The organism is Halomonas sp. YLGW01, from assembly GCF_014840935.1.
In the GTDB taxonomy this organism is placed as follows: Bacteria; Pseudomonadota; Gammaproteobacteria; order Pseudomonadales; family Halomonadaceae; genus Onishia.
In genome coordinates this window covers 849,562-872,455 of record NZ_CP062005.1, presented here as the reverse complement: position 1 = coordinate 872,455, position 22,894 = coordinate 849,562, and the positions used below count along the sequence as shown (strand labels likewise).

General features: G+C 66.6%; 18 protein-coding genes and 1 other RNA gene. 3 read left to right on the top strand and 16 right to left on the bottom strand.

Annotation, left to right across the window (positions count from 1 at the left end):
- Nucleotides 1-3 precede the first annotated feature (3 nt).
- From IEJ03_RS04035 to IEJ03_RS03995, 9 genes are all read right to left on the bottom strand, one after another.
- Nucleotides 4-510, bottom strand: a complete 507-nt coding sequence (locus tag IEJ03_RS04035) for an STAS domain-containing protein (RefSeq protein ID WP_192036416.1) — start codon at nucleotides 508-510, stop codon at nucleotides 4-6.
- On the bottom strand, nucleotides 497-1,690 hold the full coding sequence (locus IEJ03_RS04030; protein ID WP_192036415.1) for a SpoIIE family protein phosphatase: 1,194 nt from the start codon (nucleotides 1,688-1,690) through the stop codon (nucleotides 497-499). The genes IEJ03_RS04035 and IEJ03_RS04030 overlap by 14 nt, the downstream gene beginning before the upstream one ends.
- Before the next feature lie 88 nt (nucleotides 1,691-1,778).
- On the bottom strand, nucleotides 1,779-2,531 hold the full coding sequence (locus tag IEJ03_RS04025) for a VacJ family lipoprotein (RefSeq protein WP_242458098.1): 753 nt from the start codon (nucleotides 2,529-2,531) through the stop codon (nucleotides 1,779-1,781).
- A 117-nt stretch (nucleotides 2,532-2,648) separates the two neighbouring features.
- Nucleotides 2,649-3,770, bottom strand: a complete 1,122-nt coding sequence (locus tag IEJ03_RS04020; protein WP_192037171.1) for a beta-ketoacyl-ACP synthase III — start codon at nucleotides 3,768-3,770, stop codon at nucleotides 2,649-2,651.
- 32 nt (nucleotides 3,771-3,802) lie between these two features.
- Nucleotides 3,803-7,822, bottom strand: a complete 4,020-nt coding sequence (gene hrpA, locus IEJ03_RS04015) for an ATP-dependent RNA helicase HrpA (protein ID WP_192036414.1) — start codon at nucleotides 7,820-7,822, stop codon at nucleotides 3,803-3,805.
- A gap of 116 nt (nucleotides 7,823-7,938) precedes the next feature.
- Nucleotides 7,939-9,600, bottom strand: a complete 1,662-nt coding sequence (locus IEJ03_RS04010; protein WP_192036413.1) for an AMP-binding protein — start codon at nucleotides 9,598-9,600, stop codon at nucleotides 7,939-7,941.
- 213 nt (nucleotides 9,601-9,813) lie between these two features.
- Entirely contained in the window at nucleotides 9,814-10,617 is an 804-nt protein-coding gene (locus tag IEJ03_RS04005) for a class II glutamine amidotransferase (protein WP_192036412.1), read from the bottom strand.
- Nucleotides 10,610-12,490, bottom strand: coding sequence for a vWA domain-containing protein (locus tag IEJ03_RS04000; RefSeq protein ID WP_192036411.1), 1,881 nt, complete (start codon nucleotides 12,488-12,490; stop codon nucleotides 10,610-10,612). Before IEJ03_RS04000 ends, IEJ03_RS04005 begins: the two co-directional genes overlap by 8 nt.
- 12 nt (nucleotides 12,491-12,502) lie before the next feature.
- Nucleotides 12,503-12,922 carry a hypothetical protein gene (locus tag IEJ03_RS03995; protein WP_192037170.1) on the bottom strand — a complete coding sequence of 140 codons (420 nt, stop codon included), beginning with the start codon at nucleotides 12,920-12,922 and terminating at the stop codon, nucleotides 12,503-12,505.
- Between the two features lie 71 nt (nucleotides 12,923-12,993).
- Here IEJ03_RS03995 and IEJ03_RS03990 point away from each other — a divergent pair, with 71 nt between their 5' ends.
- Together IEJ03_RS03990 and IEJ03_RS03985 are read left to right on the top strand one after the other, a co-directional pair.
- Nucleotides 12,994-15,039, top strand: coding sequence for a prolyl oligopeptidase family serine peptidase (locus tag IEJ03_RS03990; protein ID WP_192036410.1), 2,046 nt, complete (start codon nucleotides 12,994-12,996; stop codon nucleotides 15,037-15,039).
- 113 nt (nucleotides 15,040-15,152) lie between these two features.
- The gene (locus IEJ03_RS03985; RefSeq protein ID WP_192036409.1) at nucleotides 15,153-15,671 is read left to right on the top strand and encodes a hypothetical protein; all 519 of its coding nucleotides are present in this window, start codon (nucleotides 15,153-15,155) and stop codon (nucleotides 15,669-15,671) included.
- 458 nt (nucleotides 15,672-16,129) lie between these two features.
- Here the strand turns inward: IEJ03_RS03985 and IEJ03_RS03980 are convergent, their stop codons facing one another.
- The 7 genes from IEJ03_RS03980 to ffs all read right to left on the bottom strand — a co-directional run bounded on the left by IEJ03_RS03980 (nucleotide 16,130) and on the right by ffs (nucleotide 21,411).
- The gene (locus IEJ03_RS03980) at nucleotides 16,130-16,579 is read right to left on the bottom strand and encodes a YcgN family cysteine cluster protein (RefSeq protein WP_192036408.1); all 450 of its coding nucleotides are present in this window, start codon (nucleotides 16,577-16,579) and stop codon (nucleotides 16,130-16,132) included.
- Nucleotides 16,580-16,631: 52 nt separating this feature from the next.
- Entirely contained in the window at nucleotides 16,632-16,937 is a 306-nt protein-coding gene (locus tag IEJ03_RS03975; RefSeq protein ID WP_192036407.1) for a YcgL domain-containing protein, read from the bottom strand.
- Nucleotides 16,934-18,094 carry a ribonuclease D gene (gene rnd / locus IEJ03_RS03970; RefSeq protein ID WP_192036406.1) on the bottom strand — a complete coding sequence of 387 codons (1,161 nt, stop codon included), beginning with the start codon at nucleotides 18,092-18,094 and terminating at the stop codon, nucleotides 16,934-16,936. The genes IEJ03_RS03975 and rnd overlap by 4 nt, the downstream gene beginning before the upstream one ends.
- A 31-nt stretch (nucleotides 18,095-18,125) precedes the next feature.
- Complete coding sequence (recR, locus tag IEJ03_RS03965; RefSeq protein ID WP_192036405.1) at nucleotides 18,126-18,731, bottom strand: recombination mediator RecR; 606 nt, start codon at nucleotides 18,729-18,731, stop codon at nucleotides 18,126-18,128.
- On the bottom strand, nucleotides 18,731-19,057 hold the full coding sequence (locus IEJ03_RS03960) for a YbaB/EbfC family nucleoid-associated protein (RefSeq protein ID WP_192036404.1): 327 nt from the start codon (nucleotides 19,055-19,057) through the stop codon (nucleotides 18,731-18,733). Before IEJ03_RS03960 ends, recR begins: the two co-directional genes overlap by 1 nt.
- A 44-nt stretch (nucleotides 19,058-19,101) precedes the next feature.
- A complete protein-coding gene (gene dnaX / locus IEJ03_RS03955) occupies nucleotides 19,102-21,138 on the bottom strand; it encodes a DNA polymerase III subunit gamma/tau (RefSeq protein ID WP_192036403.1) in 2,037 nt (678 codons plus the stop codon).
- A 176-nt stretch (nucleotides 21,139-21,314) separates the two neighbouring features.
- An RNA gene (gene ffs / locus IEJ03_RS03950) (signal recognition particle sRNA small type) lies at nucleotides 21,315-21,411 on the bottom strand.
- Nucleotides 21,412-21,641: 230 nt separating this feature from the next.
- Between ffs and IEJ03_RS03945 the strand changes: the two genes are divergently transcribed.
- Nucleotides 21,642-22,865, top strand: a complete 1,224-nt coding sequence (locus tag IEJ03_RS03945; protein WP_192036402.1) for an ATP-grasp domain-containing protein — start codon at nucleotides 21,642-21,644, stop codon at nucleotides 22,863-22,865.
- Nucleotides 22,866-22,894: the final 29 nt, after the last annotated feature.

Sequence of the window (22,894 nt, the reverse complement as noted above, 5' to 3'; positions counted from 1 at the left end):
GGCCTAATCGCTGGGCTCTGGAGACTGCTTCTCGAGCAGCTCCACCAGCGGCTGAAACTCCTCACGGTTATGCTCGCTCATGTGCATCAGGATGCGATGCGCCTCCAGGATGCGCTCCTGCAGTGCCAGCTCATCGGCGTTGACCAACGGCAGGTCAGCAAGCTCCGCGGGCTCCTGGATGGGCGACTCGACCAGAGTGAAATAGCCACCGAAGCCCATCACATCGAGCATGCGCCGCACGTCCGGATTGTCGACCACGATGGTCGGCGGCTGTTCGAGACGGTCACGCACGGCGAGCGCCAACTTGGCCAGAAAGCCCAGCGCCGTAGAGTCCACGTTGGTGGCCTCGCGCAGGTCGACCATCACCGCGGTGAGCCCCGGCATCTCGGCCAGGTTCTGCGCCTGGCGGTCCAGGGTCGCACTGAGGGTCAGGCGCACATCGCCGGACAGTTTCAGCACGAAGACGCCGGACTCGATGGCCGCTTGAAGCCGCCCTTCACTCTTCATCATGGTCAAAACCGCTCAACGTCATGATCGTCAGATCGTCGGGCAACTCCTCGTATCCCGGAGCCTGCCCACTGATGTTGTCCTCGTCGTCGGGCAGCCTACCCAGTGACAGGCTGTCCCGCAGGGCCGCCAGGTCGTGGCTGGCGAGCACCAGTCGCTCGAGTTCCCTGAGCCGCCCCTCAAGCGTCCTGCCTGACAGGTACTCCAATACTCCATCTGAACATAACCATAGTCGGAAGTTTTGCGGCAGTGCACAATTCAACCGGGGATATTTCACATTCGGGAACAGGCCGACCGGCATGCCCTCCCCGTCGAGGGGAGTGACACACCCCTCGACGACCAGCATCGGCATCGGCAGCTGGGCGCCCAGCGAATAGTGCAGCTCATGGGTCTCGTGGTCGATGACGCCCACGAACATCGCCGTGTGCTTGCCGATCCCGGTATCCAGCAGCTCACGATTCAGGCTCGCCAGCCAGTCCGCCGGCAGGCACTCCGGGTGGGTGCCGTCCCATTCGCCGAGCCAGCGGTTGCACAGGTACTTGAGCAGCACGGTGACGAAGGCCGACGAGGCCCCATGACCCGAGACATCGGCGAAATAGAAGACGCTGAAGCGCGCGTCGAAGCGCTGGTAGTCGAGGAAGTCGCCGGACAGATAGAGCGACGGCGCCAGCCAGTAATCACAGGTCACCCCGCCAAAGGTGAGTGGGCGCGATGGCAGCAGCTTGCGCTGAATATGGCCGCCGGCCTGCTGATCGAGACGCAGCATTGCCAGATGCGTTTCCAGGCTCTCGTTGAGCTCGGCGAGACGGTCCCGGTCGCGTTGATGCTCCTCGGCCAGCCGATGGTTCTCGATCACCTTGGCGATCATCCGGCGCAGGATATCACCGTGGCGCAGCGGCTCGATGATGTAATCCACCACTCCCGCATCCACCGCCTCGAGAAGATCGCTATCGAGCCGGCTGTCGCTAACCACCAGGGTCGGCAGGCGCGCGGTCAATGAGGCCCAGTCGCGGGACGGCACCGCCCGGACATGGGCGACCACCAGTGCGGTCTCTCCCGGCAACTCCTCGAGTTGCTCGGCGGCCACCACCGCAAAGGCGCCCTTGGCAATCACCTCGGCCAAGGCATTGCGGGCCTCGCCGGGCAGGTCGAGCACACCGATCAGTATTCTTGGGCTGGCCATGGACTGCGTCCCCTCATCCCTCGACAGATGACCGCGATACGGGCCTCCCCGGCTCGCGGCTCATGTTCGGGCCGCCGTTCGGCGGTCATCACGGCGTCGGTGCCGCCTCGCCGTCGGCTTCCTCCGCCTCGGGCGCCAGCTCATCGATGGCGAAATCGCTGTCATCGAACTCGAAGTCATCGCTGGCGAAGGGGTCATCGCCCATCTCGCCGTCGTTGACCTCGAAGCGGCGCTGCTGCAGCCAGGCATCGCGGATGAAGCTGTAGCGGTCTCCCTGGATCAGCTGTTCCTGATCGAGCAAGGCGGCCCGCTTGTCGACCAGCTCCAGGAAGGTCAGGCCATAGGCGACCTCGTCGTCCTCCACATAGCTCGTCGGGTCGGTGTAATAGTCCACCGGCAGGCCGGCGGTGTCGCGCACCGTGCTCGGCCCCAGCAGCGGCAGCATCAGGTAGGGCCCCTCGCCCACGCCCCACACCGCCAGGGTCTGGCCGAAGTCTTCCTCGCGCCCGGTGATACCCATGTCGGTGGCGACATCTACCAGGCCAGCCATGCCTAGCGTCGAGTTGATCACGAACCGGCCGGTGGCGATGCTCGCGTTGCTCCACTTCCACTGCAGCACACTGTTGAAGGCCGTGCCCAGCTCGCCCAGGTTGGAGAAGAAGTTGCCGACCCCGGTCTGCACCGGCGACGGCGTCACATAGTCATAGCCCTGAGCGATCGGCTTCAGGGCATAGCGATCCAGGGTGTCATTGAAGGCGTAGACCTTGCGGTTGAACCCCTCCCAGGGATCATCCGGATGGCCCTCGACCCCCTGCGTGCTGGCACAGCCGGCCGTCACCATCGCGGTGCCCAGCACCACGGCCCTTGCCATCGGCCCCATGGCACCCCGGCCCTTCGGTCTGTGCATGTTCTCTCTCATCGACGTTCCTTGGCAGTCCTTGGCATCAATCACGGGTCGTCATGCACGGCGCACCACGACGCAGCCGGCACTGTAGCCGGCCCCGAAGGAACACACCACCCCCAGCGCACCGGACTCAAGGTCGTCGCGGTGCAGGTGAAAGGCGATGATCGAGCCCGCCGAGCTGGTGTTGGCATAGCGATCGAGAATGATCGGTGCCTGATCATCGCGGGGCGGCTGCCCCAGCACCCGACGCGCAATCAGGTCGTTCATATGCTGGTTGGCCTGATGCAGCCACAGCCGCGACAGATCCACGACATCATGTCCCAGGTCGTTGAGGTGGTCACGGATCAGCGAGGCCACCAGCGGGCAGACCTCCTTGAAGACGCGCCGTCCTTCCTGGACGAAAAGCTTGTCCAGCGCCTGAGGATCGGCATCGGTGACCCGGTTGAGGAAACCGGCATTGTTGCGGATGGCATTGGAAAACTGCGTGACCAGGCGGGTGCCGAGCATCTCGAAGCGCTCGTCGGCGCGCGCCACGGCGACATCTTCGATGACCAGGGCGGTGCAAGCATCGCCGAAGATGAAGTGACTGTCGCGGTCGCGAAAATTGAGATGCGCCGAGCAGATCTCGGGGCTGACCACCAGCACCCGCCGGGCGCTGCCGGCGAGGATCGCGTTGCGGGCGGCATCGAGGGCAAAGGTCGCCGAACTGCAGGCCACGTTCATGTCATAGGCGTGACCGGAGGCCCGAAGCGCCGCCTGGAGCTCCACCGCCACCGCCGGATAGGCCCGCTCCAGGTTGGAGCAGGCGACGATCACCAGATCGATCTCCGATGCCTGAACCTTGGCGGCATCGAGCGCCTGACGAGCCGCCGACAGGCCCATCTCGGCCTGCAGCGAGAGCTCGTCGTTGCCCCGCTGGGGTAGCTTCGGGCGCATGCGCGACGGGTCCAGAATGCCCTCGGCATCCAGCACGTAGCGGCTCTTGATGCCCGAAGCCTTCTCGATAAACTCGCTGCTGGAGTGCGCTAGCGCCTCGCGCTCGCCGGCGGCGATGCCCTCGGCATGGCGGGCGTTGTCGGCATCCACCCAGGCATTGAAGGCCGCGACCAGGGCGGCATTGTCGATGGCGTGAGGCGGCGTATAGAGCCCGCTGCCGGTGATGACGGCGGTGGTCACTGACGAGGCTTGCGACGTGGCCTGTGAGATGGTCATGGTGTTCTCCCTGTGAGCTCGGCCCAGCGCTTCTCGAGCCGCTTGGTGGAGACCGGCTCGAGGGTGCCGAGCTGCTGGGCGAATAGCGAGACCCTCAGCTCCTCGAGCCACCAGCCGAACTCGACAAGCTCGGGGTCTTCCGGCCCCTGCCGCCGCCCGGCCTGGCGGCGCTTGGCGAGGCGAGTCTCGAAGTCCTGGACCTCCTGCATCAGCATCTGATCCCGATTGCGCTCCCGCGGGGCCTTCTCGAGGCGGATCTGGGCCGCCTCCATGTAGCGGGGATACTGCTCGAGCCAGGCCCCGGCCTCGACCACGAACCCCGGATGCACCAGCCGCTGCATCTGGGCCTTGAGATCACTGTATACCAGTGCCAGGGCGAAGCTGAGATTGCCCTTCAACGCCTTGGTGACCGCCAGGTGGCCGTTCAGGGCTCGCGTCAGCACGCTCACCAGATGATCGCCATGGGGTAGCAGCTGCTCACGGGTCTCTGCCAGACGCACTTCGAGCGCGTCTCGCGAGCGCGGCAGCGGATCCACCGCCACCACCTGCAGGAACACCGCCTCGACCAGATCCTCGATGAGCTGGCGCTTGCTGCCCACCTTGGCGAACAGCAGGGCGCACTTGTCGAGCCCCTTCAAGCGCTTGAGTTCGCGCACCGCCTCCGGCGCGCGCTGCATGGCCAGGCGCGCGATGCCATGACGATGCGCTTCACGCGCCTTGGCGGGGTGCTCGAAGAGCTCGACGGCGAAGGCATCGTCGCTCTCGACCAGGGCCGGGAAGGCCTCGACACGGATGCCGGCCTGGGTGGTGACCCGAGACTCGGGCAGCGCCGTCTCGGGCAGGTCGGCGAGGGTCTGCTGCTGGCCGGTGGTCTGCTCGGCCAGCGCCCGGGCGCCCTCGCTCGCCGCCTGGGCGAAGCGTCGCTCCAGCTCGACCGGGTCCCGACCCTCGCCGAGCACGCGGCCCTCGTGATCGACCACGCTCAGGTTCATGCGCAGGTGGGGCTCGAGCTGATCGATCTGCCAGTCATCGGGGTCGAGGCGCAGGCCGGTCTTGACCCGCAGGAAGTCACCCAGGGCGGCGGTCAGCGAGACATCATCCGGCGTCAGGGTGGCAAGGGCTGCATCCACCCAGTCGGGAATCGGCACCACCTGGCGGCGCACCGCCTTGGGCAGCGATTTCATCAGCGCGATGCATTTCTCGCGCAAGAGCCCCGGCACCAGCCACTCGAGTCGCTCGACGGGCAGCTGGGAGAGCATCGCCGCCGGCACCGTCAGGGTCACGCCATCGTCGCTGGCCCCCGGCTGGAAATGATAGCGCAGCGGATAGCGCACCCCGCCGAGCAAGAGCTCGTCTGGGTACTGCGTCTCGGTGACATCCTCCGCCCCGCGGGCCATCAAGGCCTCGCGGTCGAACTTGAGGATATCGGGATCGCTGCTCTCGGCCTTCCTGCGCCAGGCCTCGAAGCCCTTGCCGTTGATGATGTCGGCGGGCAGGCGCTGGTCGTAGAAATCGAACAGGGTCTCCTCGTCGACCAGGATATCGCGCTTGCGGGCACGATCCTCGAGATCCTCGACTTCCTCGACCAGCGAGCGGTTGTGCGCGAAGAACTCGGCCTTGGTGCGGTACTCTCCCTCGACCAGGGCACGGCGGATGAACAGCTCCCGCGCCTCGTCCGGGGCGATCGGCCCATAGTGAACGCGGCGCCGGTTGACGATCGGCAGGCCGAACAGGGTCACCTGCTCGAAGGCCACCACCTGGGCCCGTTTCATCTCCCAGTGCGGCTCACTGTAGGTGCGCTTGACCAGATGGCCGGCCAGCGGCTCGATCCAGGCAGGCTCGATGCGCGCCACCTCGCGGGCGAACAGCTTCGAGGTCTCGACCAGCTCGCCGGCCATGATCCACTTCGGCCGCTTGCGACCGAGCCCGGAGCTCGGATGGATCTGGAACTTGCGGTTGCGGGCCCCCAGGTACTCGCGGGTCTCGAGCAACTGGCCGAGATTCGACAGAAGCCCGGTCAAGAGCGCCTGATGCAGCGCCGTGGCGTTGTCCCGGCGACGCTGTGTACGGGCCTCGTCGTCCTCCGGCAGCGGTTCAGGGGCCGGCACCTTGATGCCCATGTCGTTAAGCAGCTGGCGTAGCTGGCGGAAGGTGTCGTGCCACTCGCGCAGACGCAGGTAACTCAGGTAGTGATCGCGGCACCAGCGGCGCAGCCGGTTGCCGGAGAGCTCTTCGCGAGCGGCCTCGAAGCCGGCCCAGAGGTTGAGCCAGGCCATGAAGTCGGAGTCCTGATCCTTCCACCGTGCATGGGCCTGGTCGGCGGCCTGGCGCTTCTCCGCCGGTCGCTCCCGGGGGTCCTGAATGGCCAGCGCCGAGACCACGATCAGCGTCTCGCGCAGGCAGCCCGACTCGGCGCCGGCCAGCACCATGCGGGCGAGCCTGGGATCGATGGGCAGGCGCGCCAGGCGACGACCGAGCTCGCTCAGGCGATTGCCCTCGTCGACCGCGCCGAGTTCGAAGAGCAGCCTGAAGCCGTCCTTGATGAAGCGCGAGTCCGGGGCATCGACGAACGGAAAGGCCTCGATCTCACCGAGCTTCAGCGACAGCATCGACAGGATCACCGAGGCCAGGTTGGTACGCTGGATCTCGGGCTCGGTGAAGGCCGGCCGCGACAGGTAGTCGTCCTCGTCATAGAGACGGATGCACACGCCCTCGCTGATGCGCCCGCAGCGGCCCTTGCGCTGGTCGGCGCTGGCCTGGCTGATCGGCTCGATGGGCAGCCGCTGCACCTTGGCGCGATAGCTGTAGCGGCTGATGCGTACCAGGCCCGGGTCGATCACGTAGCGGATGCCCGGCACCGTCAGCGAGGTCTCGGCGACGTTGGTCGAGAGCACGATGCGCCGCCCGGCATGAGACTGGAAGACCCGGTTCTGCTCGGCATTGGAGAGCCTGGCATAGAGCGGCAGCACCTCGGTGCCCTTCAGGTCGGCCCGGCGCAGGGTGTCGGCGGTCTCGCGGATCTCGCGCTCGCCGGGCAGGAAGATCAGCACATCCCGCGGGCCATGCTGCCAGCGCTTCTCACGCTCGATGGCCTCGATCTCCTCGACCGCGTGCAGGATGCCTTCCTGCAGGGTGCGGTCCTCCTCGTCGTCTTCCGAGCGCGCGAGCGGCCGATAGCGTACTTCCACCGGGTAGGTGCGCCCGGAGACCTGCACTACCGGCGCCGGCGTGGCGCTGCCGTCCTCCTGAGGTCGACCCTCGTCGGCGAAATGAGAGGCGAAGCGCTCCACGTCGATGGTCGCCGAGGTGATGATGATCTTCAGATCCGGCCGGCGCGCGGTCAGGCGCTTGAGATAGCCCAGCAGGAAGTCGATGTTGAGGCTGCGCTCGTGAGCCTCGTCGATGATGATGGCGTCGTAGCGGGACAGATCCGGATCGTGCTGGGTCTCGGCCAAGAGGATGCCGTCGGTCATCAGCTTGATCAGGGTGGCGTCGTTGGTCTGATCGGTGAAGCGCACCTGATAGCCGACCTGCTCACCGAGATTGACGTCGAGCTCCTCGGCAAGCCTCGTCGCCACCGAGCGCGCCGCCAGCCGCCTCGGCTGGGTATGGCCGATCAGGCCGCGACGGCCGAGCCCCAGTTCCAGACACAGCTTGGGCAGCTGGGTGGTCTTGCCGGAGCCGGTCTCGCCGGCCACCACCACCACCTGATGCTCGCGAAGCGCCTCGAGGATATCCTCCCGGTGCTCGACCACCGGCAGTTCGGGCGGATAATTGAGGCTGAGCGTCTGGGCGCGACGCTTGGCGAGGCGCTGCCGGGATTTGGTGAGTTGCTGCTCGATCTCGGCGACGCCGCGATCGATGGGCTGGCCTTGCTTGGCCCGGCGCCTCAGCCCGGCCAGACGCTTGCCCAGGCGACGGGCATCGGTCAGCAGGCAGTCGTCGAGCTGCTGCTCAAGGTCGGTGAGGCGAGTCGAATCGGCGGCGGTCGGGGAGCGGGACGTCGTGGTGCTCAAGGCAACCTCATTGGCTAGAAATCAGCGGCCCGCGAGGGAGGCCATCGCGGGCCCGCCATTGTACCGCTCGCCCGGCGATGCTGCCTACTTGCCGCGCGGTCCAGGCCCCCCGGCGCTCAGGCCGGCGTCTCGCGCAGCTCGCGGCGCAGCACCTTGCCGACATTGGTCTTGGGCAACTCGTCGCGGAACTCGACGAAACGCGGCACCTTGTAGGCGGACAGCTGCTCTCGGCAATAGGCGCGCAACGTCTCGGCGTCCAGCGCCGGGTTGCGGCTGACCACGAACAGCTTGATCGCCTCGCCGCTGTCGGCGTCCTCGATGCCCACCGCCGCCGCCTCGACCACGTCCTGATGGCCCGCCACCACGTCCTCGATCTCGTTGGGGTACACGTTGAAGCCCGAGACGATGATCATGTCCTTCTTGCGATCGACGATGCGGATGTAGCCATCTTCCTGCAGGACCGCGATATCGCCGGTGCGGATCCAGCCGTCGTCATCCAGGGTCCTGGCCGTCTCCTCCGGCAGGTTCCAGTAGCCCTTCATCACCTGAGGCCCCTTGACGCACAGTTCACCGGGCTCGCCCAGCGGCAGCACCTCGCCGTCGGCATCGATGACCCGTACCGAGGTGCCGGCCACAGGCTTGCCGATCGAGCCGAGCTGGATGGCATCGACCGGGTTGAAGGACACGATCGGCGAGGTCTCGGTCATGCCGTAGCCCTCGGCGATGTCACAACCGGTGACGCGCTTCCAGCGCTCGGCGGCGGCCCGTGTCAGCGCCATGCCGCCGGAGATGGTCAGCTTGAGCGGCGAGAAGTCGAGGGCCTTGAAGTCCTCGCGCTGGCACAGGGCATTGAACAGGGTGTTGAGGCCGATGAAGCCGGTGAAGCGGGTCTTCTCAAGCGTCTTGACGAAGCCATCGAGGTCCCGGGGGTTGGTGATCAGCACCGAGTGATTGCCGGTCTCGACCATGAACAGGCAATTCACCGTGAAGGTGTAGATGTGATAGACCGGCAGCGGCGCGATGATGGTCTCGGCGCCTTCTGATAGCCCCGGGCCGATGGCCGCGTGCGCCTGGAGCATGTTGGCGATCAGGTTGCGATGGGTGAGCATGGTGCCCTTGGCACGCCCCGTGGTTCCGCCCGTGTACTGCAAGGCGGCGATATCCTCGGGGGAACGCGCTACGTCCTCATGCCCCAGCCCCTGCCCCCTCTTCAGCGCCGAGCGAAAGCTCACCGCCGTGGGCAGGGCATAGGGGGGCACCAGTTTCTTTACGTACTTGACCACCGCATTGATCAGGAGCCGCCGGGGAAAGCCATGCAGATCACCGAGCTCGGTGACCAGCACATGGGCGATGTCGGTCTTGTCGAGCACCCGCTCCAGCTTGTCGGCCATATTGGCCAGGATCAGGATCGCCTTGGCGCCCGAATCCTTGAACTGGTGAACCATCTCCCGCTCGGTATAGAGCGGGTTGGTGTTGACCACCACCAGACCGGCACGCAGGGCTCCGAAGACCGCCACTGGAAACTGCAATACGTTAGGCAGCTGGATGGCGATACGATCCCCAGGCTCGAGACTCGTCTCGTGTTGCAGCCAGGCGGCGAAGTCGCCGGACAGCCGGTCCAGGTCGGCAAAGGTCAGGGTCTGGCCCATGCAGCTGAAGGCGGGCTTGTCGGCGAAGCGCTCGACCGAGCCATGGAAGACATCCATCACCGAGGTGTAGTCGTCCAGCCCTTCGAGGGCCGGGCCGGTGAGGGTCACTGCACTGGCATGCTCGCTCATGGGCGAATCTCCGCAAGCGCGTCGAGGCGACCGACGCACTGATGGTGGTTGATCATCCGGCCAAGCTCGGCCGCGGCGCTTTTCAAACGTACGATTGAAACAAGCATCGATCAACCGGAGCATGCTACCGATGGCGCACCGACGCCATGCCACTTTCGTCCGCATGCTCTCCTGGCAAGACCATCACCGCCAGGCCCCGTGGCGCCGGCCACGCTAGTCCAGTGGTTCTGCCACCGCCTCCGGCAGGAAGCGGGCCAGCACCTCGCCGTCCCGCCAGACCAGCATCTCGCCGGGGCACATCCGCACCCAGTCCTCGTTGTCGGTCAGCGGCTCGGTGGCCAGTACCGAGACGACATCATCCTCGGTGGTGTGCTCGGCGAAGTTCACGTTGAGCTCGGCATCCGATAGGTTGGCCTCGCCGAAGGGCGCCCGGCGCGTGATGTGGGCCAGCTTGGTGGAGCAGAAACTGTAGAGATGCACGCCATCGGAGAGCAGCAGGTTGAAGACACCGAGCCCGCGCAGGCGCTCGCAGCAGCGATGCAGCAGCGACCAGAGCGCCTGGGGTTCCTCGGGCGGCTCGGGAAAATGGCGATGGATCTCGCCCATCAGGTAGCAGAAGGCGTGCTCGCTGTCGGTGCTGCCCACCGGCCGGTGGATGCCCAGCGGCAGGTCCCGCCAGCCGTCGAGCTGGCCATTGTGGGCGTAGCACCAGGGTCGCCCCCACATCTCTCGGGTGAACGGGTGCGTATTGGCCAGGCGCACCTGACCGACATTGGCCTGGCGAATGTGGCTGATCACCACATGCGACTTGATCGGGTAGTCGCGGATCAGCCGGGCGATGGGCGAATCCACGGAAGGGTGCGGGTCGCGAAACTCGCGATAGCCGCCCTCCTCGTAGAAGGCGATGCCCCAGCCGTCACGGTGCGGCCCGGTGCCACCCCCGCGATGCAGAAAGCCCGTGAAACTGAAGCAGATATCGGTGGGCACGTTGGCGCTCATGCCGAGCAGTTCACACATGCGGTTCCTCACTGTGCCGGCGCGGGTGGGGTTGGGACGGTTGTCGAGACGGTTGTCGTGGCTGTTGACGCAGGCGGCGGGCGCGAAGGCCCCACAGCGCCAGAATAGCCAGGGCCATCCCCAGCGCTACCCCGACAAGCCATGACCGGGGCTGGTCGCCAAGCCCGCGCACCAGCTGCCGGGCCTTCCCGGGCAGCGCATTGATGGCACCCACGACTCGATCGGCGGCTCCATCTGCGTCGAAGCCGTCGCTACCGGTCGGCGTCACCGCTTCGCCTGGCGTCGCCGGCAGGTCGCGGCTGGTCAACTCGGCCCCGTCCAGGCGCGCCTCATCGAGCAGGATGCGACCGTCAGGGTTGAGCAGCAGCCGCGGCAGGTGCAGCGCACGCGACTCGCCGGCCAGGTCGATCTCGGCCTCGAGCAGCAGCGGCACCCCCAGCTCGGCCGGAAGCTCGGGCAAGGTGACACGCCAGCGGCGCTCGTCGAAGGCCTCGATGGGCAGCGATTCGCCCTGCAGGGTCGCGCTCAGGCGGGTATTGCTCGCGTTGAGCGCCGGATGTTCGGCCTCGAGCCAGACTTGACCCGCTTCCCGGCGGGCGCTGATCGCGGGCAACACATTGACCGCCTGAACTCGCTGACGATGGACGCTTGCGCCCTCGGCATCGATGACCAGCCGCGCATTGCCGGTCAGGGACGGGGCCGGCAGCACCCCACTGAAGCGCGCGTTACCGGAGGTGGTCTGAGTCAGCGGGCTTTCGGCCAGCACCGAGCCATCGAGGGCCTGGAGCTCGACCGTGACCCGCATATCCTGATGCTGACCGCTCGTCAGGGACGCGTCGTCCTCTCGGTCGAGCCAGGCCTCCACCGGCAGATCGAAGCCTTGGTAGAGGGTGGCCGGCAAGTCGGAAGTCTTGAGCACCAGCGGCGAGATCACGCTGACGCGACTGTCATCCTCGAGTTCGCCCTCGATCCGCCACTCGCCCTCCTCGGGCGAGGGCACCGTAATCAGGTCGAAGCGTGGCTGGCGCTGCCAGCTGGCGCCCGCCGGCAGGTCCTTGGGCGTGTAGCGACGCCCACCGGGACCGACGAGCACCGGAGGGGCGGCATCCGGCTCGTGGAACAGCAGCGCCGAGAAGGACTCTACCTCGGGGTCGATGGGAAAGCGGTTGTCGCCAAGTGGCACCTGATCGGTCGGGAAGATGCGCTCGAAGATATCGATAAAGCCACGCAGCAGATCTTCCGGTGTCTGGGCCAGGGCCGCCAGCCCCTGACTCGACTGCGCCAGACGCTCGACCAGGGCCAGATCGGCCTGTGGCGAGAAGGCGATGGCGTGGATGGTCACCCCCCGGTCGGCCAGAGTCGGAGCGAGCTCCTCGAGCAGTACCCGCCGCGAACGGGCATCCCGAACGGACTTGCTGCCACCCGCCGGCTCCAGGTCGATCACCCCATCGGTGAGCAGCACCAGGTGCCGCTCGCCGCCAGGCGCCTCACTGGCCGCGCGGATGGCCGCCTCGATATCGGTGTACTGCTGATAGTCGACCAGGGCCGGCGCCAGGGAGCGCGCCCGTTCACGCCAGCGGCGATCCACCGGGCCGACGGGGAGCGGATTTTCGACGCGTTCACCGAAGAGCCAGAGCCCACCGCGGCTGTCCGCGGGGAGCAGCGAGGCCAGGAGTTCCAGGGCGCTGGCGCTCAGGCGCTCGGGGTCGTTCTCCCGCATGCTGCCGGAGACATCGAAGATCACCCGCACGTCGGAGGCGGGCGCCGGCTGAGAGATTCCCTGTTGTGCTTCGACGTCCTCTGTCGCCTGCTGAGCGAAAACCGTGGTCGACCACAGCAGGCAACCCAGCACGGCACCGAACATGACGCGCATAGGTGCTTCCCCTTAACCGATGACCGGCTCCCGGCGTTCGTGACTTGAAGTCGTCGGCTGCTCGGCACCACGCGCCTGTGGCGCCGCCGGACGGCGGCCCAGGCGCCAGATCATAAGACCCAGCGCCGCCCCCAGCGCCGCACCGATGGCAAGCAGCAGGGCGGCACCGGCCATGGCGCCGCCCTTGCCCTGCAGTACGGCCACCGCGGTCACGACCACCGCCGGCGCGATGCCGGAATGGGGCTCGGCCTGATCCAGGGTCGGCAGCGCATAGCTTGCCGGCATCCAGATGATGCCGGCCACCAGACCGGTGACGACCCAGCGGGGCAGCCGTGGCAGGAAACGAATTCCCAGGTGGCCAGTCACCAGTACGACCAGCGACAATAGGCCATAGATCAGCCACAGTTGTGGCAACGAATTCGATAACAGCATCATATCTCTCCAGGCGTGCGCTCCTTGGCGTACGCATCCTTGTTGATCGCTCATATGGTACACCGCACCCAATGAAAGCACAGCCGCCCGCCTCGCCCATCGACCGGTTCCGCCGCCCGGACGACCCCGACTGGCACTGGCTCGAAGACCGCGACGATCCGACGGTCAGCGCCTTCCTCGAGGTCGCCAATGCCGAAAGCCGTGACTGGTTCGCACCGCTGGAGCCGCTGGTCGAGGCGCTCTACCAGGGTCACCTGGCCCGCCGCGAGCTGGCCGTCACCGGCCTGCCGGCGCCGCTGGATCACTACACCTACTGGAGCGAGACCGCCGCCGACGCCGACTACCCGCGCTGGTGGCGCCACCCACTCGACGCGCCGTCAAGGCGGGAGTGTTTCCTCGACCTGGAGGCCCGCGCCGCCTCTCTGGACTTCCTCGAGATCGGTGACATGGCCCTGTCGCCGAACGAGGCCTGGCTGGCCTGGACCGAGGACACCAGTGGCGACGAGATGTTCACGCTCTATCTCAAGTCGCTGCCCGATGGCGAGCCGCGGCGGCTGCTCGAGAACATCGGCCCGGAGCTGTGTTGGGCCGAGGATGATCGTACCCTGCTGTTCACGCGCTATGACGACATCCAGCGCCCCGAGAGCATCTGGCGACTGGACACGGCAATGCCTGAGCAGGAGGCACAGCTGATCCTGCGCGAAGACGACCCGGAATTCTGGCTCGGCATCGGCAAGACCCGCTCCCGGACGTGGCTGGTGCTGGAGAGCGCCTCCAAGGACACCAGCGAATGCTACCTGTTGCCGGCAGGTTCGCCCGATGCCTCGCCGCAGTGCTTCCGCGCTCGGGAAACCGGCGTCGAGTATGCGATCGACCATCGCCCCGGGCACTTTTACGTGCTCAACAACCGCGAGGCCCCGCACTTCCGGCTGGATGTGTGCCCCGAGGCCGACCGCGACGCCTTGCAGCCGCTGATACCCCATCGCGATGCCCAGACCCTCGAAGGCGTCGACGCCTTCGGCTGGGGACTGGTGATCACCGAACGCGACCACGACGAAGCCCAGGTGCACCTGCGCGTGCTCGAACTGGACGCCCAGCACGGCATTCAGCGCGACGAACGCCTGGCCCTCCCCGAAGCGCCCTGCAGCCTGGCGCTCGGAGATACCCCGCACTTCGACGAACGCCGGCTGCTGCTGCGCGAGGAATCCTTCACCCTGCCGATTCGTTGGCTTCGCCACGACCTGGACACGGGGGAGCGCGCGCTGCTCAAGGAACAGCCGGTGCATGGCGGCCTGCGTCCGTCGCAGCTGACCTGCCGGCGGGTGTGGGCCGAGGCCCATGATGGCGAGCGGATTCCGGTTTCCATCGTCGCCCGCGCCGACCGTCTCGGCCAGGCGCCGATGCCGACCCTGCTCTATGGTTATGGCGCCTACGGGGAAGTGCTCGATCCCTGGTTCTCGGTGGCGAGGCTCGAACTGCTGGAGCGCGGCGTCGCCTTCGCCGTGGCCCACGTGCGGGGCGGCGGCGATCGAGGCGAGCCCTGGTACCTGGCCGGCAAGCTCGAGCAAAAGGAAAACAGCTTTCGGGACTTCCTGGCCGCCCGTGACCGTCTGGTCGAGGCGGGCTTCAGTGACGACAAGCGGGTCGTGGCCTATGGGGCCAGTGCCGGCGGGCTGCTGGTAGGCGCCAGCCTCAACCTCGCCCCCGAGGCCTTCTGCGCCGCCGTGCTCGACGTGCCCTTCGTGGATGTGCTGCGTACCATGGAGAATCCCGACCTGCCGCTGACCATCGCCGAGTACACGGAATGGGGCAACCCGGCCGACCCGGCCGTACGCCGGCGCATCGCAGGATACTCGCCGCTGGATAACCTTCAGGCCCAGCCCTATCCCAGCGTATTCCTGCAGGGCAGCTGGCACGACGCCCGGGTGCCCTACTGGGAGCCTGCCAAGCTCTACGCGCGCCTGCGGGAGCTGGATAGCGCCCGTGGCCCGGTCCTCTTGCGTACCGACATGGGGGCCGGCCACGGCGGGGCCTCGGGACGCTTCAAGGCCTGGCACGACAATGCCCGCCAGGACGCCTATATCCTCTGGGCCCTGGGGCTCGCCGAGACCCCCTGACGCCCGCCCCAGGACACGACAAGGCCTCGTCCGGCAACCCCCGGGCGAGGCCTTCTTTTTTTGCTACTAGCTTCTTGCTACTAGCCGACGAGCGATAAGCTCGACAGGCGTGGTTGCGATTATCAACCGCCGGCTCCGGACCCGGTACCGCCAGCGCCGCCACCGCTCCCCCCGCTGCCGCCATTCCCACCGGCACCGCTACCGCCGGAACCGCTACCGCCACCGGAGTCACCGCTGCCGCCGCCGGAACCACCGCTGCCGCCACCGGAACCACCGCTGCCGCCACCGGAACCACCGCTGCCGCCGCCGGAACCACCGCTGCCGCCGCCGGAACCACCGCTACCGCCGCCGGCACCACCGCTACCGCCGCCGGCACCACCGCTACCGCCGCCGGCACCACCGCTGCCGCCACCGGAACCACCGCTGCCGCCGCCGGAACCACCGCTGCCGCCGCCGGAACCACCGCTACCGCCGCCGGCACCACCGCTACCGCCGCCGATACCACCGTCGCCGCCGCCGGAACCACCGTCACCGTCGCCATCACCGTCGCCGTCGCCATCGCCATCGCCATCACCGTCACCGGGGTCCACGGGTGGCGTCTCGACCGGCGGTGTCACCGCCGCCACCTGTAAGATGAAGCCGTCACAGCCATCCTCGATACCACCACCGCCACAGCCTCCCCCCCCTGCTGCCGGGGCCCCGGCTCCGGACTCGATATCCTCGATCAGCGCCTCCAGCTCTGCGTCGGTCAGAGTATCGTTACCGATCTGTGACATCTCGTCTGCCGGCAGCGGAGTCGCGAAGCTCTCACCCGGTGACGATTGCGCTAAGGCGCCTGACGATGACAGGCAACCAATTGCCATCGCCAGGGCCGTCAACTTGAACTTGTGCATTGCCTGCCCCCTTGCTACTGCCCCTTGCCTGCCGCCTCGCCCCTCGGCCTGCATAAACATTCTGTTACATACCCACATAGCATGGTTACCTGCCCCCTCCTTCACCATCGGAAAAGGACATGGTTCTTCGGTAGCAGGATCTGCAATGAATACGTTCAGGGAAGCGCTAGCAAGGTCATGCTCGGGGGAGGAAACCACTAACCATCAATGGGCAGGATGGCGATGATGTGCTCCTCGAGGGCCTCTTCGGGCACCTCGGTTTGCGATACGGCGAAGCTGGCCACGCTGATGCCCTTGCGATGGACCCGGGCGGGATCGCCGGAAATCAGCGGATGCCAACCGGCCAGCTTGCGCCCTTCATGAACACGCCGGTAGGCACAGGAGTGGGGCAGCCAGCGGAAATCGTCGACCCGGGCCGCGGTCAGCTGGGTACAGTCGGGCACGCGGGCGAAGCGGTGTTCATAGTCGCTGCAGCGGCAGGATGAGATATCGAGCAGCTCACAGGCCACGTTGAGGACGGCGACATCACCGCTGTCCTCGTCCTCGACCTTGAGCAGGCAGCACTGACCACAGCCGTCACAGAGCGCTTCCCATTCCTCATCGCTCAACTCCTCGAGGGGGTAGCGCTCCCAGAAACGCTCTCGCATGGGGACTCCTTGATGCGCATCGGGGCGCAGGTGACGACGAGATGCTGACGCGTCAGTAGCTCGGCTTGGTCGGGGTGCGGTAGAGATCCAGCAGATAGGCCTCCTTGGCCGGCGGCATCTGCAGGTAGAAGCCCTTCTCATTGATCGAGGCCATCACGTCGGCAGCCTTGGCCCGAGACAGGCGTTTCTCGGGCGTGAGGATCAGGGTCAGCACCGGCTGGGGCGTGCCGAAACGTTCAAGCAATGCCTCCGGCACGTCCTTCATACCGTTGCGCTTGTCGACGTACAGGTACATCTCGTCCTGACATGAACTCTTGAAGATTTCACACAGCAGCTTGCGATTGGTCGTGTCACTCATGAAGCGTCCACCTGGGTGAGAGCAGTGGCCAGGTCATCGGCCAGACACTGACCTCGCCAGCCGTTTGGCAGGATCAAGGGGCGATCGAGCAGGTGAGCGGCCACCAGCGACTCGATGTCGCGACGGCGCATCAGCACCTCCGGGGCGATCCCCAGCTGCTCGGCCTGGCCGGTCACGACCCGCTTGAGGGCCTTGAAGCGTTTCTTGAAGGGGCCGGTGAGCGGCGACGGCAGGGCCTCGGCAAGCTCGGCCTCGTCGCAGTGACGCGCCTCGCGCACCAGCGCCAGCAACGTATCCCCCTCGCGCTTGATCACCCCGGGCTTCAGGCCCTCGACCTGGGCCAGGCCGTGACGATCCTTGGGCATGCGCTCGGCAATCGCGTAGAGCAACTTGTCGCTGACCAGCCAGCCACGGGGCAGGTTGCGTGCCCGCGCCTCGCCTTCCCGCCAGGTGGTCAGCCGCCGGTAGGCCTCGATCTGGGGCCGTTCGAGACGCCACAGCTGGCGTTGGCGCAGGTACCACTGGCTATCGGCCTCGCTGCTGCGACCGGCCTGCGCGACGATCGCGGCACAGTCGGCCTCGAGCCAGTCAAGGCGCCCCCGTATCTCGAGAGCCGCCCGCTGGGCCTGCCAGACCTCGAGCAGATAGATCACGTCGAGGGCGGCATAGCGGCACTGAGAGTCGGACAGTGGGCGTTCCAGCCAGTCGGAGCGGGTCTCGTCCTTGGGCAGCACATGGCCGGTCCAGCGCTCCACCAGCCGCTGATAGCCCATCGCCGGATCTTCGCTGAGCAGCGACTGCGCGACCTGGGTGTCGACCAGCGGCCAGATACTCACGCCGGCCCAGCCGCCCAGCACCTCGAGATCCTCGCTGCTGGCATGCAACAGCTTGAGCGGACCATCGGACAGCAAGGCCTTAAGAGCCGGGGTGGCGGCTACGGCCTGGGGATCGACCAGGTAGGCCGTCTCGCCGGCGCACAGCTGCACCAGGGCCGGCACAGGGTAGAAGGTCGACTCGCGAAAGAACTCGGTATCCAGCGCCAGCGTATCGGCGCCGGCGAGGGCCTCGCAGGCCTCATTCAGGGCCTTGGGGGTATCGATCCAGCGAATATCGAGATCGCGATTTTCGGGTGCCAGAGATTCGGGTGCCAGGGACATAGCGTTTCCAAGTAGTACTGCAGGCGTCGACTCACTCGCCGCTAAAGGGCAGGCGGCCATTGAAGGCGCGGCTCAGGGTGCCGCCGTCGACGTATTCCAGCTCGCCGCCCATGGGCACGCCATAGGCCAGGCGCGACAGGCGGATCTCGCGGCCGGTGAGCTGAGTGGCGATGTAATGCGCCGTGGCTTCGCCTTCCACGGTGGGGTTGGTGGCCAGGATCACCTCATCGACGCCGTCCTCGGCGAGGCGCGTCTCGAGCTGATCGAGGCCGATATCCTCCGGGCCGATGCCGTCGAGGGGCGAGAGGTGGCCGTGCAGCACGAAATACTGGCCACGATAGCCACCGGCCTCCTCGATCGCCAGCAGATCCGCAGGCGATTCCACCACGCACAGCAGCCGCTCCTCGCGGCGGGTACTGCGACACAGGCCACACACCTCTTCCTCGGTCAGGGTGCGGCAGCGCCGGCAATAGCCGACCTCGGCCAGGGCCTCGGCCAGCACGGCGGCCAGGCGCTCGCCCCCCTCCCGTTCGCGCTCGAGCAGGTGCAGGGCCATGCGCTGAGCGGTCTTGGGTCCCACGCCGGGGAGCACGCGCAGCGATTCCAGCAATCGATCGACGAGGGGGGAGAAGCTCATCAGAACGGCATCTTGAAGCCGGGCGGCAGGTTCAGGCCGGCGGTGGCTTCTTCCATCTTGGACTTGGAGGCGGCCTCGACCTTGCGCACCGCATCGTTGACGGCGGCGGCCAGCAGGTCCTCGAGGAGCTCCTTGTCCTCTTCCATGATGCTCGGGTCGATGTCGACCTTGCTGACGTCATGACGGCCATTCATGGTGACCTTGATCATGCCGGCGCCGGCCTCGCCCTGGACCTCGGCCTTGGCGGCCTCCTCCTGGACGCGCTGCATCTTCTCCTGCATTTCCTGAGCCTGCTTCATCAGGTTACCCATGCCACCTTTCATCATGGTGAGGTTCCTCTTGAGTCGTTGAGAGTCGTGGACCAGCGCGGTCAGGCCGAATCGGCATCCTGACGGGGTTCGACGCTGGCTTCTACCAGACGAGCCCCGAAGGCCGACTGGAGTTGCTGTATATGCGGGTCGGCCTTGAGCGCTTCAACCGCCAGCGCATGACGCTCGGCGGCGATGCGCTCGGCCTGGCCGCGGGGGGTTTCCATGTTCGCGGGGATCTCGCCGACCTGGATGTTGACCCGTCGGTCAACACCGGCATCGGTCAGCGCCTGCTGAATACGCTTGACGTGAATCTCTGCGTTCATCGCCGCCTGGGAGGGCGACAGGCGCAGCACCAGGGTCTGCCCATCGTCGTTTTCGACCACGCAATGGGCCGCCAGGTTGCGCGTCAGGCCACCGAGGCCCAGCTGCTCGAAGCGTTGCAGCCAGGCCGCCTGGCTGAAGGGGCCGGCCGACCCGGGCGCGGCCTCGTCCGGGGTCGCTAATGCCTCGTCCATCTCAGAAGGCGCGATGGCCGAGGCCTCCTCGGCCGAACCAGCGGGTGCCGACGCCGGAGAAGTCGTGTCGGGTATCGATGAGGGCGCAGTATCGGCGGCCTGAGACGAGGGTGACGGCGCCTGGGCCTGAGTCTGAACCTGAGCCGGTTCGATCGGCGCGGGCGCGCCCTCCTCCGCCAGCGCCTCCCAGGGGGGCGGCTCGACATTGGCCGGCGACGCCGCTGCCGGGGCGGGGGCCTCCGGCACGGCGGCCGGCGTCGGCTGGGGCGGTGCAGAACGCATTGGCTCGGCCGGCACCTTATTGGCCGCCTCGGCCGAGGCGGTGCTGTCGGGGGCGGCAGCGGGCATCGCCTCGCCTCCCGAAGCGGGAGTGGCTGCCGTTGCGCCGGCCGCCGGTCCGCCGGGTGTTGCCGCCGGGGCCTGCTCGGGCACGGCATCGCCGGTCATCGGCAGGGGCGTCTGGGCCGGCTTGGGCACACCCTGGGGGCGGAAGGCCAGCATGCGCAGCAGGGTCATCTCGAGCGCGGTGCGCGGCTCCGGCGCCTGCGCCATGTCGCCGCGACCCTGCAGGCCGATCTGATAGTAGAGCTGCACATCCTCGGCGGTGAAGCGTCCGGCCAGCGCCAGCAGGTCCTCCCGGTCGCCGTGACCGTTGTCCAGGGCGCCGGGCACCATCTGCGCCACCGCCAGGCGGTGCAGCACACCCAGCAGGTCGTCGAGCACGCCGGCGAAGTCGGGACCCTGCTCCGCCAGAGCCGCCACCTCACCGAGCACGCGCGCGGCATCCACTTCGGCCAGCGCCTCCAGCAACGTCAGCACATGGCGCTGGTCGAGGGTGCCCAGCATGGCGGCGACATCGCCCTGGCGCACCTGCCCCTGGCCGAAGGCGATCGCCTGATCGGTCAGGCTCATGGCATCGCGCATCGAGCCGTCGGCGGCCTTGCCGAGCAGCCACAGGGCGCTCTCGTCGAAGCCCACCTGCTCGGCCTCAAGCACCTGGCTCAGATGCTCGACGATGCGCTCCGGCGGCATGTTCTTGAGCGTGAACTGCAGGCAGCGCGACAGCACCGTCACCGGCAGTTTCTGCGGGTCGGTGGTGGCGAGCAGGAATTTCACGTGGGGCGGCGGCTCCTCGAGAGTCTTGAGCAGCGCATTGAAGCTGTGGGTCGACAGCATGTGCACCTCATCGATGAGGTACACCTTGTAGCGGCCCTGGGTGGGCGCGTACTGCACATTGTCGAGCAGCTCGCGGGTGTCTTCGACCTTGGTGCGCGAGGCGGCATCGACCTCGATCAGGTCGACGAAGCGCCCCTCATCGATGGCCCGGCAGTTCTCGCACTGCCCGCAGGGGGTCGAGGTAACGGCGCTGTCATCGAAGCCCTTGGCGGTGCAGTTCAGGCACTTGGCGAGGATACGCGCCAGGGTGGTCTTGCCGACCCCACGGGTCCCGGTGAACAGATAGGCATGGTGCAAGCGCCCCTGATCCAGGGCGTTGACCAGCGCGCGCTGCACATGCTCCTGACCGACCAGCTCGTGGAAGGTGCGGGGGCGCCATTTGCGGGCCAATACCTGATAGCTCATGCAGCGCAGGATCCTTTCATCGATCGAGAGAAGACGGCGCCGTTCAAAGCGCGATGCGGGGGCAGGCAGATTGCCTGGACCGGACCGGTATTCTAGCGGCTGGAGCGCATGGCCGAAAGGCGAGGGAGTCGGGCGCGAGGGGAGAGGCAGGAATGGCCGCCCCGAAATGGAGGCGGCCCCGACAGCCACATCCCGGCACACGCATCCATCACTACCGTTGCTCCCTTCCGGGCCTGGCGGGGTTTGCGACTTAGCGTTGCGGGAGGACCGACGGGGCCACCATAACGACTCGAGCGGATGCGAAACGATGCGAGTTATCGAATGCATTTGCCGGCTTCAAGACCGACGTTGTCGAGCGGGGCGCACTATAACAGCGGGTTACGGGATCCGCAAGGACACAAGGCCTGCCGCTGCGTCGGGTCGGACGCGATCTATCTAGTCTAGGCTTATGCGTGTAGCGTGGGCATGAATTAACATACCTAACACTGACAGGAACAGAACTGATGCAAAAGGATTCCAACAAAGGCTACATCGCGCTGCTGGGCTGGAGCCTGAGTGCCGTCGAGGCCGCCGAGAGTTTCGACCGCCGCTATGTGGTGGTGGCGCCTGACTGGGCCGAGGACTACTGCCAGAAACACGACATCCCCTATGTCTCGTGGAACTTCGAGCGCCTCAACGATCGCTCCATGGAGATCGCCGAGACCCTGAAAGGCATGGGCGTCGACGTCGCCATCCCGCTGTTCGAGGAAACGGTGGAATGGGCCGGTGCGATCAACTCCGTGCTGCTGGACAATCCCCGCCTCTACGGCCAGTCGCTGCTACTGCGCGACAAGGCGCTGATGAAGCGTCGCGCCCAGCTGGGCGGCATCCGCGTGGGCATCTTCGAGGAGGCCCACGACAAGGAAGACGTGATCCGCTTCCTGAAACGCGTCAACCAGACGCTGCTCAAGCTCGACGGCGATCCCAACGACCCGATCCACCTCAAGGCCTTCGACAAGGCGGGCTGCCTCGGCCACCGGGTGATCCGCACCCCGGACGAGGTCGATACGATTCCCGACGAGGAATTCCCGGTGCTGATGGAGTCGCACCTGGACGGTTGGGAATTCGCCGTCGAGGCCTGGATTCACAACGGCAAGATCGTCTTCCTCAACATTTCTGAGTACGTGACGCTGGGCTACTCGGTGTTCGTACCGGCCTCGCCGGAGCTCGAGAAGTACCGCCCCCAGATCACCGCCCAGATCGAGAAGCTGATCAAGGCCTTCGATATCGAGTTCGGCCTGATCCATCCCGAGTACTTCGTCACCAACGATGGCGAGATGTACTTCGGCGAAGTCGCCTACCGTCCGCCGGGCTTCAAGGTCTTCGAGCTGCTCGAACGCGTCTACGGCTTCAATGCCTACCAGGCTTCCATGCTCGTCTTCGATCCCAATACCACCGAAGAAGAGGTCAAGGCCTTCTTCCCGAAGGAAGTGGTCGATGCCGACGGCTTTGCCGGCTGCTTCGGTGTCTACCCGCGCCGCCGGGTGGTCAGCAAGCTGGAAATTCCCGAGGAGGTCGAGGACCACCCCTACTTCGAGTCTCACGAGCTGACTCCGCCCCAGGAAGAAACCGTCACCAAGCGCACCGCCTTCGGCACGCACTGGGGCCTGATCTACTTCAAGGGCGACGAGGCAGCACGCATGAAGGAGCTGCTCAAGCACATGGAAGACCTTGATTTCTATGTCTGATGTAGGGCGTCATAGAGACAATGAAAGCC